Below are 16,275 nucleotides of genomic sequence, written 5' to 3'. Positions count from 1 at the left end.
ATTGAGAGCCACGTCACATGATGGACATTCGGCGCGGATGCGGCTTCCACTAGTAAACAGGGGCATTGCGGCGAGCCGGCGAGCCTGTTTCTCTGGATGAGTCGCAAGGCGCCGACAGCCCCCCACGGCCTCGGCGCCGCCGCATGCCCCCCACACTCCCCGAGTGCCACAGCGTGCGCCGCGACCGCCCCGTTCCCCACCGGAAGGTCCTCTGTGCCCGCCTCGCTCATCCGCCGCATCGCTTCCCCGAAGAAGGCCATCACCGGCGGCCTCGTCGCCGCCGCCGCTTCCGGCATGGTCTTCGCCGCGGCCCCGGCCCAGGCAGCCACCCCGACCACCGCGAAGGCCGCCGCCCCGGCCGCCGCTCCCGCCGCCGCCCCCTCGTCCGCCAAGGCGATCGCGAAGAAGATGATCCCGGACCCGGCGCAGTTCGCCGCGTTCGACAAGATCGTCTCGCACGAGAGCGGCTGGAACCCGAGCGCGACGAACTCCTCGTCCGGCGCCTACGGCCTGGTCCAGGCCCTGCCCGGCTCGAAGATGTCCTCCGCGGGCTCCGACTGGAAGACCAACCCCGAGACCCAGATCGAGTGGGGCCTCAAGTACATGAACGAGCGCTACGGCAGCCCGACCGGCGCGTGGAGCCACTGGCAGGCGAACGGCTGGTACTGAGCGTCGCGACAGGCACCTGAACGGTCCCACTGAGCGCCGCCGAATCACCGGCTCCACTGAGCGCCGCCGAATCACCGGCTCCACTGAGCACCGCCGAATCACCGGCTCCGCCGAGTTCGTCCTCAATCGCCGGACAGGCTATGACTGTCCGGCGATTCGTGTCTCTACAGCCGCTGAATGATCGTGCCCGTGGCCACCGCCCCGCCCGCACACATGGAGATCAGGGCGAACTCCTTGTCCCTGCGCTCCAGTTCGTGGAGGGCCGTGGTGATGAGCCGCGCGCCCGTCGCCCCCACCGGGTGGCCGAGCGCGATCGCGCCGCCGTTCACGTTGACCTTCTCCAGGTCCTGGCCGAAGACCTGCGCCCAGCTCAACACCACTGAGGCGAACGCCTCGTTGATCTCGACGATGTCGATGTCCTTCAGGGACATCCCCGCCTTACCGAGCACCGCGCGCGTCGCGTCAATGGGCCCGTCCAGGTGGAAGTGCGGGTCGGCGCCGACGAGCGCCTGCGCGACGATGCGCGCCCTCGGCTTCAGCTTCAGGGCCCGCGCCATCCGCTTGGACGCCCACATGAGGGCGGCCGCGCCGTCCGATATCTGCGAGGAGTTGCCCGCGGTGTGCACGGCGGTCGGCATGACCGGCTTGAGGCGGCCGAGACCCTCCATGGTGGTGTCGCGCAGCCCTTCGTCGCGGTCGACGAGCCGCCACATGCCCTGCCCGGCGGCCTGCTCCTCCTCCGTGGTGGGCACCTGCACGGCGAACGTCTCGCGTTTGAAGCGTTCCTCGGCCCAGGCGACGGCCGCCCGCTCCTGCGAGATGAGCCCGAGCGAGTCCACGTTCTCGCGGGTCAGCCCCCGTTTCCGCGCGATACGCTCGGCTGCCTCGAACTGGTTGGGCAGGTCGACGTTCCACTCGTCGGGGAAGGGCTTGCCCGGACCGTGCTTGGACCCGGAGCCGAGCGGCACCCGCGACATCGCCTCGACGCCGCAGCTGATGCCGACGTCGATGACGCCGGCCGCGACCATGTTGGCGACCATGTGGCTCGCCTGCTGCGAGGAGCCGCACTGGCAGTCCACGGTGGTGGCCGCGGTCTCGTAGGGCAGGCCCATGGTGAGCCAGGCCGTGCGCGCCGGGTTCATGGACTGCTCCCCGGCGTGCGTCACCGTGCCGCCGACGATCTGCTCGACGCAGTCGGCGTGGATGCCGGTGCGGCCGAGGAGTTCGCGGTAGGTCTCACCGAGCAGGTAGGCGGGGTGGAGATTGGCGAGCGCGCCTGAGCGCTTGCCGATGGGCGTGCGTACTGCTTCGACGATGACGGGTTCCGCGGCCATGGGCTCGTCCTCCCTCTCCACGTCCCGCGAGCCGTCCCGGCGGCTCGCGAGTGGAACTAGTACGCGTTCTAGTTCCGCTGTGCAGTCTGCTGAGCGCGGCCCCCGTACCGCAAGGGTCCTGCACGCACCTTGCCCGGATCCGCGCGCAATCGGGCCCGCTCTGGGCCTTGCCACTTGTAGAACCCGTTATTACCTTGCCCGACAAGCCTTCTGATGGACCGTCAGAACCCAGCTCACGCCTGGAGTTGCCGATGCCCTGTCCAGCGCTGCCCGACGGGTTCGACTTCACCGACCCCGACCTGATCCAAGAACGCATACCCCTGCCGGAGTTCGCACAGCTGCGGCAGACGGAACCGGTGCACTGGGTGACGCAGCCATACCGCATCTCCGGCTACGACGACGCGGGCTACTGGGCCGTCACACGGCACGAGGACGTCAAGTACGTCTCCACCCACCCGGAGCTGTTCTCCACCAACGTCAACACCGCGATCATCCGCTTCAACGAGTCGATGGACCGGGACCGGATCGAGGTCCAGAAGCTGATCATGATCAACATGGACCCGCCCGAGCACACCCGGGTCCGGCAGATCGTGCAGCGCGGCTTCACACCCCGCGCCATCCGGTCGCTGGAGGACGCGCTGCGCGCCCGCGCCGGCTCCATCGTGGAGACGGCGCTCGCGACCGCGGGCGACGACGGCTCCTTCGACTTCGTGACGAACGTGGCCTCCGAGCTTCCCCTGCAAGCCATCGCCGAGCTGATCGGCGTACCCCAGGCGGACCGCTCCAAGATCTTCGACTGGTCCAACAAGATGGCGGCGTACGACGATCCGGAGTACGCCATCACCGAGGAGATCGGCGCCGAGGCGGCCATGGAGATCGTCGCGTACGCGATGAACCTCGCCGCGGCCCGCAAGGAGTGCCCCGCCAAGGACATCGTCAGCCAACTGGTGGCCGCCGAGGACGAGGGCAACCTCTCCTCCGACGAGTTCGGCTTCTTCGTGATCCTGCTGGCGGTGGCCGGCAACGAGACCACCCGCAACGCCATCACCCACGGCATGCACGCCTTCCTCACCCACCCGGACCAGTGGGAGCTCTACAAGCGCGAGCGCCCCGACACGACGGCGGAGGAGATCGTGCGCTGGGCGACCCCGGTGGTCTCCTTCCAGCGCACGGCCACCCAGGACACGGAGCTCGGCGGCGCGCGCATCAAGAAGGGCGACCGGGTCGGCATCTTCTACTCCTCGGCCAACAACGACCCCGACGTGTTCGAATCGCCGGAGAAGTTCGACATCAGCCGCGACCCGAATCCGCACCTCGGCTTCGGCGGCGGCGGCCCGCACTTCTGCCTCGGCAAGTCCCTCGCCGTCCTGGAGATCAACCTCATCTTCAACGCGATCGCCGAGGCCATGCCCGGCCTGCGTCTGACCGGCGATCCGCGCAGGCTCCGCTCCGCCTGGCTCAACGGCGTCAAGGAGCTCCGGGTCAGCACGGGCCGCGGCACTCGCACCTGAGCCGATAGAGCGCCATAAGGCGACCTATCAGGTCAATTACATTTACGGAACCAACGTTTCCGTTGCATGAAGCGTCTTGAGAAGTGAACCTTGCCTTCCCAGGACACGAACGGAAACGGTGACCGTGGTCTCTGCCGACGTCTCGCTCGCCCCGTCCGGCACTGCGTCCACCGGCCGGAACACTCCCCTCCGGCCGTTCCTCCAGCGCTACCGCGTCCCGCTCCTGGCCACCGTCCCCACCCTTCCCCTGTACGCCGTGTGGGTGGCGTTCCTCGCGACGGGCGGCGGCGACCTCGCGGCGCAGGAGGCGTGGGCGCGGTTCGCCTCCGAGCACGGCACGGCCGCGTACAACCTCTTCTGGTACGGCGGCATGCACACCGCCAACTACAGCCTGATCTCGCCCTATCTGATGGCCGCGCTCGGCGTGAAGACCGTGACCGCGGTGTCCGGTGTCGCGGGCGCCTGGCTGGTCGCCCTCCTGATCGAGCGCACCGGCATCCGCAGACCCCTGTGGCCCGCGGTGCTCGCCTCGCTGGCGGTGTGGTGCAACGTCGCGTCCGGGCGTACGACGTTCGCGCTCGGCCTCGCCTTCGGCCTCGCGGCCTGTCTGGCCCTGGTGGGGCGGCGGCACACGGTCGTCGCGGTGGCGTGCGCGGCCCTCGCCACGATGGGGTCCCCGGTCGCGGGCCTCTTCCTCGTCGTGGCGGGCGCCGGCTACTTCTTCGTACGCGACTGGGTGCGCTCCGCCGCGCTGATCCTGCCGCCGTTCCTGGTCGTCGCGGCGACCACGGTGCTCTTCCCGTTCACCGGCGAGCACCTGATGCCCTTCGACCGGATCTTCCCGCCCGTCCTGTTCAGCCTGGCCCTCATCGTGGCGGGGCCGCGCGAATGGCGGGTGCTGCGGTGGGGCGCCGGCGTCTACGCGGTCGGCACCGTCCTCACGTATCTCATCCCCTCCCCCATCGGCACCAACGTCGAGCGGCTCGCGGAGCTCGTCGGCCCCGCCGTGCTGCTCGCCGCGCTGCTCGCCCCCGGCCTGACCCGGGCCCGGCGGATCACGCTGGTGGTGGCGCTCGTGCTCTCCTCGGCCTGGGTGACGCAGAAGACCCTCGACGACCTCAGGGTGTCCACGAAGGTGCCGAAGTGGGCGGTCGACACCCACGGCGTGGTGCGGGAGCTGGAGCGCCTGGAGGCCAACCGCACCCGCGTCGAGGTCGTCCCGACCCGCAACCACCGCGAGGCCACCGCACTGGCCCCCTACGTGAACATGGCGCGCGGCTGGAACCGCCAGCTCGACATCGAACGCGGCCGCCTCTTCTACGACGGGACGTTCTCGGCGGCCAGCTACCGCGAGTGGCTCGACAAGTGGGCCGTGGGGTACGTGGTGCTGCCCGCAGGCAAGCCGGACGGCTTCGCCGAGGACGAGGCGGCGCTGGTGGCCAGCGGGCCCAAGTGGCTGAAGCCGGTGTGGAAGGACGCGCACTGGCAGATCTTCCGGGTGAAGGACCCGGTGCCGCTGGTGTCGGAGCCTGCGGCCGTCGTCCGCTCCACCGGCTCGAACGTGGTGGTGCGGGTGCCCGAGCGGGGCTCGGTGACGGTCCGCCTCGTGTACTCGCCGTGGCTGCGGGCGGAGGGGGCGTGCCTGCGGCGGCAGGGCGAGTTCACGCGCCTCTCGGTGCCCGCGCCGGGCACCTACGAGATCAGCTCGGGGTACGGTCCTTCGCGGAGTGGTCCTTCGACGTGCCGGTGACCGGCTCCCTCACGGGCGTCCTGCGCGGCTGCCGGACCGGGGCCCGGACAGCAGATAGGTGAGGCCGAAGCCCGCGCCCACGACGGCCGCGCCGCCCGCCGCGTCGAGCACCCAGTGGTTGCCGGTGCCCACGATCGCGCAGATGGTGAAGAACGGGTGCAGCAGGCCGAGCGCCTTCATCCACCACCTGGGGGCGATGATCGCTATGACCAGACCGCACCACAGCGACCAGCCGAAGTGCAGCGAGGGCATCGCCGCGTACTGGTTGGTGAGCGCGGTCAGCGTGCCGTAGTCGGGCTGGGTGAAGTCCTGCACGCCGTGCACCGTGTCGACGAAGCCGAGCTCGGGCATCAGGCGCGGCGGGGCGAGCGGGTAGGCCCAGAAGCCGATGAGCGCGAGGACCGTGGCGAAGCCGAGCGCGGAGCGCGCCCAGCGGTAGTCGCCGGGCCTGCGGGCGTACAGGACGCCGAGGACGGTCAGCGGCACCACGAAGTGGAACGACGTGTAGTAGAAGTTGAAGAAGTCCTCGAGCCAGCCGGTCCGCGCCGTGAGGTGGTTGAACCAGTGCTCGACGTCGATGTGCAGGAACCGCTCGATCGCGTGGACCTGCTCGCCGTGGTGTTCGGCGTTCGCCCGGCCCCCGGAGATCGTGCCGCCCGTCGCCGCGAGCCTGACCTGCTGGTACGCGGAGTAGCCGACGCGGATCAGGAGCAGTTCGAGCAGGAGGTTCGGCCGGGTCAGGACGCGCCGCCAGAACGGGACGAGCGGCACCCACTTCCAGCGGGCCGGGACGGGCGCGGCGTAGTCCGTGGGGATGGGACTCCGGTACTGCGGGTGCGTCCGGGACAGGAACGGCACGACGACGGCCGCGGCGAGCGCCGCGATCAGTACGACGTTGTCCCTGATCGGCTCGGTGACCGGCATGTTCGGCAGCATCATCTTGGCGGGCAGCGTCGACACGAGGACGACGGCCACCGGCCACATGTAGCGGTCCGACTGGCGCCTGCCGACCCTGCCGACCACCGCGAAGAGCACCCACAGGAGCTGGTGCTGCCAGGTCGTCGGCGACACCGCGACCGCGACGCAGCCGGTGATCGCGACGGCCAGCAGGAGCTGCCCGTCCTTCGCGTAGTACACGGCGCGGCGCAGGCCGAGCAGGACGACGGCGGCGCTCAGGGCCAGGAAGAGCCCGATCTCCAGCGGCCCTTCGGCGCCGAAGCGGAGCAGCATGCCGTGCAGCGACTGGTTGGCGTTGCCGTCCGGGTTCGCCCCCAGGCCCGCGCCCCCGAGGTGATGGAACCAGTACGTCGACGAATCGCGCGGCATCGCGGCCCAGGCGAGCGCGGTGCAGGCGGCGAAGCCCGCGCCGGTGGACACGGCGGCCCGCTTGCGGCCGGTGAACCAGAGCAGCGCGGCGAAGAGCAGCATGGTCGGCTGGAGGGCCGCGCCGATGCCGATCAGGACGCCGCTGCCCCGCTCCCCGCGGACCGCGAACAGGCCGAGCAGGACGAGCAGCACGGGGAGGATGCTGGTCTGGCCGAGGTGCAGGGTGTTGCGGACCGGCAGCGAGAGGATGAGCAGGCTGATCGCCACGGGGGCCGCGAGCAGCGAGGTGCGCCGGGTGACCGGCTGCGGCAGGGCGCGGGCGGCGACCAGGCCGAGCGCGACGACGAGGCCGAGCGTGCCGAAGGTCCAGGCCCAGCCGAGGGCCTGTTCGCCCGAGCGTGTGAGCGGCTTGAGGACGAGGCCGGCGAACGGCGTGCCGGTGAACTTGTCGGCGTCGTAGAAGGAGCCCTTGACGTGCAGGACGCCCTCCGGCCCGATCCAGGTCTCCAGATCGGTCAGCCGCTCGCCCTCGGGGGTGCGCAGGACGTCGGTGACCTGCCGGACGGCGAGGACGGCGGCGATCAGCCAGAGGACGACGCGGGCCGCTCCGGTCCTCGACTCGGGTCCGCCGGCCGGCCCTGCCCCCAGGGCGTCTCCCGGTCCCCTGTGCTCAACGTTCGCCACGCCCCGTCGGCCCTCCGTCCCGCTCGTCATGTCTGCGGCCCTGTTCGTGACAGGGCCGGATGGTGGACGAAGAATCCACGCCTTTCAGACGAAGAGTCCACGCCCTTCATGTGAGACGCACGCAACCACCTTTTCACCTGGCGGCCACATCGCTTTCTATCGGCTTTTCGGGCCTCGCGCCCGCGCGATGCCCGGGACCGCGGCAGGAAACCGGCCTCCGACGTGCGGTTGTGCCGCGGTTGCACCCCGGAGCGGCGACATAGATCACATAGAGACCTAGTCTCCCCTACCGGACGAAAAGCCGTTTGACCTGGACAGGAGCCGTTTCCGTGCGCTGCGCGGCCGTCCGGGCACCCAACGTAATGATGCCCCTTGCACCTATGGTCGCTTTTCGGGCCACCCCGGTCACCGGGTGCGGCCTCGTCCTTGTCGTCGACCGAAAGCAGGCGAGCGAACCCTTGGCGAGCGCCACCCCCGTCGCCCTACGCGAGCCGGAGTCCTCGCAGGGACACATGCCCGGACAGCAGGCCGGGCCCCGGAGAGAAGCGGCCCAGGACGGCCCCGTCGCCGTCACCGTCACCGACCCCGCGATGGTCAAGCGGGCGGTGAAGGCGGCCGCCCTCGGCAACGCGATGGAGTGGTTCGACTTCGGTGTCTACAGCTACATCGCGGTCACCCTCGGCAAGGTCTTCTTCCCCTCGGGCAACCCGACGGCCCAGCTGCTCTCCACCTTCGGCGCCTTCGCCGCGGCCTTCCTGATCCGGCCGCTCGGCGGCATGGTCTTCGGCCCGCTGGGCGACCGCGTCGGCCGCCAGAAGGTCCTCGCGCTCACCATGATCATGATGGCGGCGGGCACCTTCGCGATCGGCTTGATCCCCTCCTACGCGTCGATCGGCGTCTGGGCGCCGGTGCTGCTCCTCGCGGCCCGCCTGGTGCAGGGCTTCTCCACGGGCGGCGAGTACGCGGGTGCCTCCACGTTCATCGCCGAGTACGCCCCCGACAAGAAGCGCGGCTTCCTCGGCAGCTGGCTGGAGTTCGGCACGCTGGCGGGCTACATCGGCGGCGCGGGCCTGGTCACCCTGATGACCGCGCTGCTCTCCTCGGACGACCTGCTCTCCTGGGGCTGGCGCATCCCGTTCCTGATCGCGGGCCCGATGGGCCTGATCGGCCTCTACCTCCGCATGAAGCTGGAGGAGACCCCGGCCTTCGCCGCGGAACTGGAGAAGGCCCACAAGGACGAGCAGGCCCGCGCGAAGGTACGCCTGCGCGACATGGTCACCGGCCAGTGGAAGGCCCTCCTCCTCTGCATGGGCCTGGTCCTCGTCTTCAACGTCACGGACTACATGCTGCTGTCGTACATGCCGAGCTACCTGACGAGCGAGCTCGAGTACGACGAGACGCACGGCCTCCTGATGATCCTCGCCGTCATGGCGCTGATGATGTGCACCCAGCCGTTCATGGGGGCGCTCACGGACCGCGTCGGCCGCCGCCCGGTGATCGCCGCGGGCTGCGCGGGCTTCCTCCTGCTCTCCGTCCCCGCCCTGCTCCTGATCCGCGAGGGCTCCCTGTGGGCGATCGGCCTCGGCCTCGGCGCGCTCGGCATGCTCCTGGTCTGCTTCACGGCCTCCATGCCGTCGACCCTCCCCGCCCTCTTCCCGACGAAGGTCCGCTACGGCTCCCTCTCCATCGGCTTCAACATCTCCGTCTCCGTCTTCGGCGGCACGACCCCCCTCGTCGTGACGGCCCTGATCGGCGCGACGGGCGACAAGATGATGCCCGCGTACTACATGATGGCGGCGGCCGTGGTGGGCGGAATCGCCGTCTGGTACCTGACGGAATCGGCCCGCCGCCCCCTGCCGGGTTCGCCGCCGGCGGTGGAGACGGAGGACGAGGCGAGGACGCTCAGAGCGACGGGCTCCGGCTCCTCCGACTCCTCCGACTCCTCCGACTCCTCCGACTCCTCCGACTCCTAGGACATTCAGCCCCTCCTCCGGCGCCCTAGGGGCAGGTAATTCAGCCCCTCCGGCGTTTGAGGAGCGGGGTCTGGGGCGGAGCCCCAGGAGACCGAGCCACGCGGCGGGGGCCCGGGGGCCTGCCCCCGGTTTCGGGAAGGGGCGGGGCTGGGTGACATCCCGGAGAAGTCGGCCGCGTCGGTCCGCGTGCGGAGCGAGAGGCGGGGCAGAGCCATGGATATCTGCTCGGCGTCGATCGCCGACCGCCGCTCGCGTGGTGCCCAGGCCAGGGGCAGCACGGCGGCGGGCCCGGCCCCCGGCTCCCCCAGGACGAAGCGGACCCGCACGGGAGGCAGCCCACCACGCCCGGCACACCGCATCTCGACGACACGAGCCCCTACACCCACACCCAGTCCCCCACCTGCACCCACACCCACGTCCACCACCCACGCATCCCGCGTGGCCGCCCCCTCGAAGGGGTCCTCCCAGCGTGCTTTCAGCACCAGCGCGTTGACCAGCAGAAGCAGCGTGTCCGGAGTGACGACCACGGGCAGACGCTCGATCATGCCGTCCGTGGCCTCCCGCACCCACGCGTCGGCGGCATCCGGGTCCAGGGGCCCGAAGCCGATGTCGGGGAGCGCTTCCTCGTACTCCCGGAGGACCGGCACCCGGCTCCACACGCGCGTGGCGACGCCCAGCGCGTCCGTGCCGGCGAGCGCACGCGCGCCGTCGGTCACCGCACGGGCGGCCTCACCCTCGGCGACACCGAGCAACTCCCGCAGCTCGTCGGCGGTTTGCCGGCGGGCGCCCGCCGCGACGGAGGCCAGGGCGAGCCACATGCCCGCGGGCGAGCACACGAAGTCACCCGAACCGCCGTCGCTTTCGGCCGACCGCTGCATCTCGGTCAGCCACCGTTCGGCGAACCCGCGCACCACTCACCCGTACATCACTCATCTCCCCGTACGCCGCTCGCCCGACGATCTTCTGCACCCAGTATGCGAGCCCCCACTGACAACGCCCTTCACCCGCCGTAGGCTCCTTAGCAAAACTAACTAGCCAGCCGAAGGGAACGTACGAGTCACATGAACCAGCAGCAATGGGACTCCGTCGACGACTACTTCACCGGCCTCCTCACCCCCGACGACGAGGCCCTGACCGCCGCCCTGCACGACAGCGACGCGGCCGGCCTGCCGCAGATCGGCGTTGCCCCGAACCAGGGCAAGCTGCTCCACCTCCTCGCCCGGCTCCAGGGCGCCCGCCGCATCCTGGAGATCGGCACCCTCGGCGGTTACAGCACCATCTGGCTGGCCCGCGCCCTGCCCGCCGACGGCCGCCTCGTCACCCTCGAATACAGCCCCGAGCACGCCGCCGTGGCCCGCGGCAACCTCGCCCGCGCCGGGCTCGACAAGCTCGTCGAGGTGCGCGTCGGCCCCGCCCTCGACTCGCTCACCGCACTCGGCGCCGAACACGCCGCACGCCCCGAGCCGTTCGACCTCGTCTTCATCGACGCGGACAAGGTCAACAACGCGCACTACGTGGAGTGGTCGCTCCAACTGACCCGCCCCGGCAGCCTGATCGTCCTCGACAACGTCGTCCGGGGCGGCGCCGTCACCGACGCCACCAGCACCGACCCGGCCGTCCTGGGCACCCGCGCCGCACTCGAACTCATCGCGGAGCACCCCAAGTTGGACGGCACGGCCGTACAGACGGTGGGCACCAAGGGGTACGACGGCTTCGCGCTGGCCCGCGTACTCGCCTGACGCAGAGAGGGTTCGCCTCGACCGGGAGAACCTCAACCCTCGTGGTAGTAGCCGATGTTCACGCTCCGCGGCCCCCACCTGTCCTGGATGACGACCTCGCCGGAGCCGCCCCGGGACAGCGGCGCGGCTCCTCCGTAGGAGAGGGGCAGCGCCGTGCCCCCGGAGACCACCAGCCGCACCTCGGAGGCCGGGTCGGCGTTCGAGCCGCGCAGCCAGCTGACGTTCCAGGCCCCGTCGGGCCCGCAGCGGAACTCCAGGTGCGTACGGGACACGAACAGCCAGTCGTCGGGCGTCACGAGGCGGCACACGCTCCTGTCGCGCCCCACGCGCAGCACCGCTCCCGGCTCGCTCGGCGCCTCGGCCATGAGCATGCCCGCGGTGGCGCCCGCGTCCGCGTCCGCCCCGGACACCGAGGCCATGGTCAGCTCCAGCACGTGGGTACGCTCCTTCAACTCGGGGCGGCGCGAGCAGGGTTGGCGTGTCGCGCGCTGCCGCATCCTAAATGCCCCGCCGGGCGGGCGCACGACCCTCCTGGGACAATCGATCCATGACTGAGCGCAAGCCACCTGGAGTCGACTTCGAGTCCTGGGTCGACCGGCAGATCCGTGAGGCGGAGGAACGCGGGGACTTCGCCGCCCTGCCCGGCAAGGGCAAACCGCTCCCCGAGGGACCCGACCCCACGTACGACGAAATGTGGTGGGTCAAGCGGAAGATGGCCCGCGAGGGCCTCTCCTATCTGTCGCCCACGCTCGCCCTGCGCAAGGAGGCCGAGGACACGCTGGCCGCGGCCGCCGAAGCGCCGTCCGAACGCGTGGCGCGCAGGCTCGTGACGGAACTCAACGAGAAGATCCGCGAGGCCCTGCGCACCCCGCCTCCGGGACCCCCGCTCGGCCTGACCCCCTACGACGTGGACGAGCTGGCCCGCGACTGGCGCGAACGCCACGAGGACTGAACACGAGGACTGAACACGAGGACTGGACGAGAGGGCTGGACAAGAGGCCTGAACAACTCGCGCGCATGGGCAGCGCGTTCGGTGCTCCCCGGCCCGTTCGGTGGCCGCCCGGCCCGTTTGGGGGACCGATTCCGGGCAACTCGACTCGGGGAACGGGTGTCGAGGCCCCACCGGGCCTCGCGCCCCAGGCCGATCCCCGAGCCGAAAAGGGCACCCACCCATGTCCACAGTCATGATCATCGTTCTGATCGTGGTCGCCGTCGTCCTCGTCGCCGCCGCTGCCGCCGTGCTGAGCCGTAAGCGGCAGGGCGCGGGCGGACGCGGCCTCAGGCGCCGCTTCGGACCCGAGTACGACCGCGCCGTCGCCCGGCACGACGGCGACACCAAGGCCGCCGAACGCGACCTCGGCGAGCGTGTGAAGCGGCACGGTTCCCTGCGTACGCGGCCGTTGGAGCCCGCCGCCCGCGAGCAGTACACCGCCCGCTGGACCGTCGCCCAGGAACGCTTCGTCGACTCCCCCCGCGAGGCCGTGGCCGAGGCCGACCGGCTCATCGCCGAGCTGGCCGGAGCCCGCGGGTTCCCCGACGCGGGCCACTACGAGGACCAGGTCGACGCGCTCTCCGTGCACCACGCCCACCACGTACACGGCTACCGCAAGGTGCACCGCGCGGCGCTCGAAACGCCGGGCACCACCCCGGAGCACCAGGAGAACGCGGCCGCCACCGAGGAGCTGCGCGCGGCCATGATCGAGGCGCGGGCCCTGTTCGACGCCCTCGTGGCGGAGCAGCACACCGACGCCGGCGCCACCCACGACGGCAGGCACGGCACCCACAAGCGCTCGACCGGCATCACTCACAAGGGAGTCCAGCATGGCTGACGGGACCGCTCTCTTTCCGCCCGACGCACGCGACAAGCTGACGCTGCGCCTCCAGAACGCCGTCAACGGCTTCGTCGACGAGCCGCGAGCCGCCGTCGAGAGCGCCGACCGCGTCCTGGAGGAGACGATCGCCGACCTGACGCACATGCTCGAGGAGCGCCGCCGCACTCTGCGCACCACGTGGCAGTCCCTCCCGGCGGAGGGCGCACCGGCCGACCCCGCGATCACCGAGGCCCCCGCGCCCACCGGCACACGGCCCACCACCGGCACCGCCACCGCCCAGCCCCCCACCGGCTCCCCCGGTTCCCGCCCCTCCACCGGCGACACGGAACAACTCCGCCTGGCCCTGCGCGACTACCGCGAAACGGCGGAACGCCTGCTGCGTCTGTGAGCCACGCCGCCACGACCACCACGGCCACCACGACCACCACGGTCACCACGGCCTGACATCAACCGATGCTCACGCCGCCCCGACACGCGGGTACGGCAGGATGGCGGCATGAGCATCGTGAAGATCAACGCCCTCACCGTCCCCGAAGAACAGCGCGAGATCCTTGAAAAGCGCTTCGCCTCCCGCGCGGGCGCGGTGGAGAGCTCGGACGGCTTCGAGTGGTTCGAGCTCCTGCGCCCCATCGAAGGCACGGACCAGTACCTCGTCTACACCCGCTGGCGCGACGAGGCCTCCTTCCAGGCGTGGATGGAGGGCCCCATGAAGGCCGCGCACCAGGGCGGCGGTGAGGGCGGCGAGCGCCCCAAGCCCGCCGCCAGCGGGTCCACGGTGTGGTCCTTCGAGGTCGTCCAGCAGGCCGCGCCCAAGGGCGCGTAGAGCTCCTGCGCTCCTGCCGACGGCTCGTCGGCTCGTCGGCTCCTCGGCTCCTCGGCTCGTGGGCGGCAGACCGGCCAGTGGGCTGAGGCCCGTCCCCATAGCGGGGCGGGCCTCAGCCCACTGTCACGTCGTCACGCCGCCCGTACCACCGTCGCGCCCGTATGCGGCCGCTCCGACTCCGAGCCGCACAGTTCCGCGCTGAGTTCCTTCACCAGCTGGGCCAGGTCGGTGGGGCGGTGGGGGCCCCACCAGTCGCCGAGCAGTTCGGACAGGGACTCCTCGCGGGCCGTGGCCAGTTCGGCCGCGACCTCGTGGCCGCGGTCGGTGAGGACCATCTCCAGGCCCCGCCGTTCGGCCAGGCGGCGCTCCTCGACCTGCCGGGCGGCCGCCGTGATGACGGTCAGCGGCACCGTGGTGCGCTCGGCGAGCACGCCGGGCTCGACGGTGCCGTGCCGGGCGATGCGCAGGAGCAGCCAGCTCGACGCGGGCAGCAGGTCGTGGCCGGCCCGTTCCGTGATCCGCTCGTAGACCGCGCGCCGCCCTTCGCGCGTCCCGAGCACCGAGAGGGCCCGCGCGCACTCGTCGTACGACGAACGCTGCACGGGGTTGCTCGCCAGCGTCTGGGTCGGATCGGGTGCCGTGACCGAGGCGCGCAGCTTGTCCTCACGCAGGAACCAGGCGAGGACGAAGGCGGCCAGGGCGACCGGCGCCGCGTAGAGGAAGACATCGGTGATCGACGAGGCATACGCGTGCAGGGCCCTGGGACGCAGGTCGGCGGGGAGCCGCGCGATGCCCCGCGGGTCGGCCTCCAGGGCGCCCACGCTCACGCCGGGCGGCAGTGGCTGCCCGGCCAGGGCGTCGGTCAGCTTGTCGCCGAGCCGGTTGGTGAAGATCGTGCCGAAGATCGCGACGCCGAAGGAGGCGCCGATGGAGCGGAAGAACGTGGCGCCCGACGTGGCGACGCCCAGGTCCTCGTAGCTGACCGCGTTCTGCACGATGAGGACGAGGACCTGCATGACCAGGCCGAGGCCCAGGCCGAAGACGAAGAAGTACGCGCTCATCTCGCCGGTGCCGCTGTTCTCGTTCAGCTGGTGGAGCAGGAGCAGGCCCAGCGTGGTGACTGCCGTGCCCGCGACGGGGAAGACCTTCCAGCGGCCCGTGCGGCTGACGATCTGCCCGGAGGCGGTTGTCGACAGGAGCATGCCGGCCACCATCGGCAGCATGTGCACGCCCGACATGGTCGGCGATACCCCCTGCACGACCTGCAAGAACGTCGGCAGATAGGTCATCGCCCCGAACATCGCGAAGCCCACGATGAAGCTGATGACGGCGGAGAGCGTGAAGGTGCGGACGCGGAACAGCTTCAGCGGCAGCACCGGCTCCGCGGCCCTGCGCTCCACCGCCACGAAGGCCACGGCCAGGACCGCGCCGAGCACCGCGAGCCCGATGATCTGCGGTGAGCCCCAGGCCCACGTGGTGCCGCCGAGCGAGGCGACCAGGACCAGGCAGGTCGCGACGGACGCGATGAGGAACGTGCCGAGGTAGTCGATGGTGTGCCGGGTCCCGCGCGCCGGGATGTGCAGCGTCGTGGCGATGACGGCGAGCGCGATCACGCCGATGGGGAGGTTGATGTAGAAGACCCAGCGCCAGCTGAGATGCTCGGTGAAGAGCCCGCCGAGCAGCGGGCCGAGCACGCTGGTCGCGCCGAAGACCGCCCCGAACAGGCCCTGGTACTTGCCGCGTTCGCGCGGTGACACGAGGTCTCCGACGATCGCCATGGACAGCACCATGAGCCCGCCGCCGCCGAGGCCCTGCAACGCGCGGAACCCGATGAGCTGCGGCATGTTCTGCGCCATGCCGCACAGCGCCGAGCCGACCAGGAAGATCACGATCGCGGTCTGGAACAGCTTCTTGCGGCCGTACTGGTCGCCGAGTTTGCCCCACAGCGGGGTCGCGGCCGTCGCGGCCAGCATGTACGCGGTGACGACCCAGGACAGGTGGTCCATGCCCCCGAGCTCGCTGACGATCGTCGGGAGGGCGGTGGAGACGATGGTCTGGTCGAGGGCGGCGAGGAGCATGCCGAGCAGCAGCGCGCCGATGGAGACCAGTACGTTTCCGGAGGGATGCCCGTTGCCGACGTGGGCCGGGGCCGGGCCGGGGCCCTCCCCCGCGGGGTGGGCGCTGACGTCATGCGACATGGACACCTCCTGGGGTCCGCTGCGACCGCCCGGACCGCCGGGTCCGCTGCGGCCTTCCCTTTCCATCCTGGTGCGTGTCTCCCGTTATGGCCTGTTGAAGCCCGGCTCTGCATAATCGCTGGAGCTCTCGGGGCGGGCGGGACGAACGGGGCACAGGGAGGGGAGGAACGGCCGGTGGCCGGACGGGACGAACGACAGGGCGGGCGACAGGACGAACGGGGTGGGGAGCGGGAGGCTCGGGGGTGCCCGGGGTGCCCGGGGTGCGGAGATGCGCGGGGCGAGGCGGAGGCCACCTCGGGGTGCGGTTGCGGCCCTCGTACGGGCGAGGAGGCGAACACGGCTGGTGGGGCAGCCGAGGCGGGCACGGTCGGTGAGGCGGGCGCGGTAAGCGCCCTGGACGCCGTAGACGCCGCCGTAGACGCCGTAGACGCCGTAG

The 16,275-nt window shown here is 71.1% G+C and carries 14 protein-coding genes; 9 read left to right on the top strand and 5 right to left on the bottom strand.

From position 1 onward, the window contains the following. The first annotated feature begins 213 nt into the window (after positions 1 to 213). Positions 214 to 669 (top strand): transglycosylase SLT domain-containing protein, encoded by a 456-nt coding sequence (locus AB0N81_RS06190; protein WP_365356116.1) that lies wholly within the window; start codon positions 214 to 216, stop codon positions 667 to 669. A gap of 164 nt (positions 670 to 833) precedes the next feature. Here AB0N81_RS06190 and AB0N81_RS06185 read toward each other — a convergent pair whose 3' ends face one another. Continuing rightward, a complete protein-coding gene (locus AB0N81_RS06185; protein WP_365356114.1) occupies positions 834 to 2,003 on the bottom strand; it encodes a steroid 3-ketoacyl-CoA thiolase in 1,170 nt (389 codons plus the stop codon). 251 nt (positions 2,004 to 2,254) lie between these two features. Between AB0N81_RS06185 and AB0N81_RS06180 the strand changes: the two genes are divergently transcribed. After that, the gene (locus AB0N81_RS06180; protein ID WP_365356113.1) at positions 2,255 to 3,514 is read left to right on the top strand and encodes a cytochrome P450; all 1,260 of its coding nucleotides are present in this window, start codon (positions 2,255 to 2,257) and stop codon (positions 3,512 to 3,514) included. 118 nt (positions 3,515 to 3,632) lie between these two features. Further along, positions 3,633 to 5,264, top strand: coding sequence for a hypothetical protein (locus tag AB0N81_RS06175; protein ID WP_365356110.1), 1,632 nt, complete (start codon positions 3,633 to 3,635; stop codon positions 5,262 to 5,264). A gap of 9 nt (positions 5,265 to 5,273) precedes the next feature. Here the strand turns inward: AB0N81_RS06175 and AB0N81_RS06170 are convergent, their stop codons facing one another. Continuing rightward, positions 5,274 to 7,274 (bottom strand): bifunctional glycosyltransferase 87/phosphatase PAP2 family protein, encoded by a 2,001-nt coding sequence (locus tag AB0N81_RS06170; protein ID WP_365356109.1) that lies wholly within the window; start codon positions 7,272 to 7,274, stop codon positions 5,274 to 5,276. 512 nt (positions 7,275 to 7,786) lie between these two features. Here AB0N81_RS06170 and proP point away from each other — a divergent pair. Next, on the top strand, positions 7,787 to 9,247 hold the full coding sequence (proP, locus tag AB0N81_RS06165) for a glycine betaine/L-proline transporter ProP (protein WP_365356385.1): 1,461 nt from the start codon (positions 7,787 to 7,789) through the stop codon (positions 9,245 to 9,247). A 5-nt stretch (positions 9,248 to 9,252) separates the two neighbouring features. On the opposite strand, the gene AB0N81_RS06160 is transcribed toward proP, so the two are convergent. Then, positions 9,253 to 10,125 carry a serpin family protein gene (locus AB0N81_RS06160; protein WP_365356383.1) on the bottom strand — a complete coding sequence of 291 codons (873 nt, stop codon included), beginning with the start codon at positions 10,123 to 10,125 and terminating at the stop codon, positions 9,253 to 9,255. A 183-nt stretch (positions 10,126 to 10,308) separates the two neighbouring features. On the opposite strand from AB0N81_RS06160, the gene AB0N81_RS06155 reads away from it, so the two are divergent. Beyond that, positions 10,309 to 10,986 (top strand): O-methyltransferase, encoded by a 678-nt coding sequence (locus AB0N81_RS06155; protein ID WP_365356107.1) that lies wholly within the window; start codon positions 10,309 to 10,311, stop codon positions 10,984 to 10,986. Positions 10,987 to 11,018: 32 nt separating this feature from the next. Here the strand turns inward: AB0N81_RS06155 and AB0N81_RS06150 are convergent, their stop codons facing one another. Beyond that, positions 11,019 to 11,420, bottom strand: a complete 402-nt coding sequence (locus AB0N81_RS06150; RefSeq protein ID WP_365356106.1) for a hypothetical protein — start codon at positions 11,418 to 11,420, stop codon at positions 11,019 to 11,021. Between the two features lie 113 nt (positions 11,421 to 11,533). On the opposite strand from AB0N81_RS06150, the gene AB0N81_RS06145 reads away from it, so the two are divergent. From AB0N81_RS06145 to AB0N81_RS06130, 4 genes are all read left to right on the top strand, one after another. Next, positions 11,534 to 11,938: a DUF1992 domain-containing protein gene (locus tag AB0N81_RS06145; RefSeq protein ID WP_365356104.1), complete on the top strand. Its 405-nt coding sequence runs from the start codon at positions 11,534 to 11,536 to the stop codon at positions 11,936 to 11,938. Positions 11,939 to 12,158: 220 nt separating this feature from the next. Beyond that, on the top strand, positions 12,159 to 12,815 hold the full coding sequence (locus tag AB0N81_RS06140) for a hypothetical protein (protein ID WP_365356102.1): 657 nt from the start codon (positions 12,159 to 12,161) through the stop codon (positions 12,813 to 12,815). Further along, entirely contained in the window at positions 12,808 to 13,206 is a 399-nt protein-coding gene (locus AB0N81_RS06135; protein WP_365356101.1) for a hypothetical protein, read from the top strand. The genes AB0N81_RS06140 and AB0N81_RS06135 overlap by 8 nt, the downstream gene beginning before the upstream one ends. 108 nt (positions 13,207 to 13,314) lie before the next feature. Further along, positions 13,315 to 13,641 (top strand): antibiotic biosynthesis monooxygenase, encoded by a 327-nt coding sequence (locus AB0N81_RS06130; RefSeq protein ID WP_365356099.1) that lies wholly within the window; start codon positions 13,315 to 13,317, stop codon positions 13,639 to 13,641. A 131-nt stretch (positions 13,642 to 13,772) separates the two neighbouring features. Here AB0N81_RS06130 and AB0N81_RS06125 read toward each other — a convergent pair whose 3' ends face one another. After that, the gene (locus AB0N81_RS06125; protein WP_365356097.1) at positions 13,773 to 15,839 is read right to left on the bottom strand and encodes an MFS transporter; all 2,067 of its coding nucleotides are present in this window, start codon (positions 15,837 to 15,839) and stop codon (positions 13,773 to 13,775) included. Positions 15,840 to 16,275 lie beyond the last annotated feature (436 nt).

This window comes from Streptomyces sp. NPDC093510 (assembly GCF_040683555.1).
In the GTDB taxonomy this organism is placed as follows: domain Bacteria; phylum Actinomycetota; class Actinomycetes; order Streptomycetales; family Streptomycetaceae; genus Streptomyces.
This window is presented reverse-complemented; position numbering and strand designations above follow the sequence as displayed.

Bases quoted from the DNA above. Each gene is read 5' to 3' on its own strand.
- AB0N81_RS06130 (WP_365356099.1), top strand. From the start codon at position 13,315: ATGAGCATCGTGAAGATCAACGCCCTCACCGTCCCCGAAGAACAGCGC.
- AB0N81_RS06140 (WP_365356102.1), top strand. From the start codon at position 12,159: ATGTCCACAGTCATGATCATCGTTCTGATCGTGGTCGCCGTCGTCCTC.
- AB0N81_RS06160 (WP_365356383.1), bottom strand. From the start codon at position 10,125: ATGCAGCGGTCGGCCGAAAGCGACGGCGGTTCGGGTGACTTCGTGTGC.
- AB0N81_RS06155 (WP_365356107.1), top strand. From the start codon at position 10,309: ATGAACCAGCAGCAATGGGACTCCGTCGACGACTACTTCACCGGCCTC.
- AB0N81_RS06135 (WP_365356101.1), top strand. From the start codon at position 12,808: ATGGCTGACGGGACCGCTCTCTTTCCGCCCGACGCACGCGACAAGCTG.
- AB0N81_RS06185 (WP_365356114.1), bottom strand. From the start codon at position 2,003: ATGGCCGCGGAACCCGTCATCGTCGAAGCAGTACGCACGCCCATCGGC.
- AB0N81_RS06145 (WP_365356104.1), top strand. From the start codon at position 11,534: ATGACTGAGCGCAAGCCACCTGGAGTCGACTTCGAGTCCTGGGTCGAC.
- AB0N81_RS06125 (WP_365356097.1), bottom strand. From the start codon at position 15,839: ATGTCGCATGACGTCAGCGCCCACCCCGCGGGGGAGGGCCCCGGCCCG.
- AB0N81_RS06180 (WP_365356113.1), top strand. From the start codon at position 2,255: ATGCCCTGTCCAGCGCTGCCCGACGGGTTCGACTTCACCGACCCCGAC.
- proP (WP_365356385.1), top strand. From the start codon at position 7,787: ATGCCCGGACAGCAGGCCGGGCCCCGGAGAGAAGCGGCCCAGGACGGC.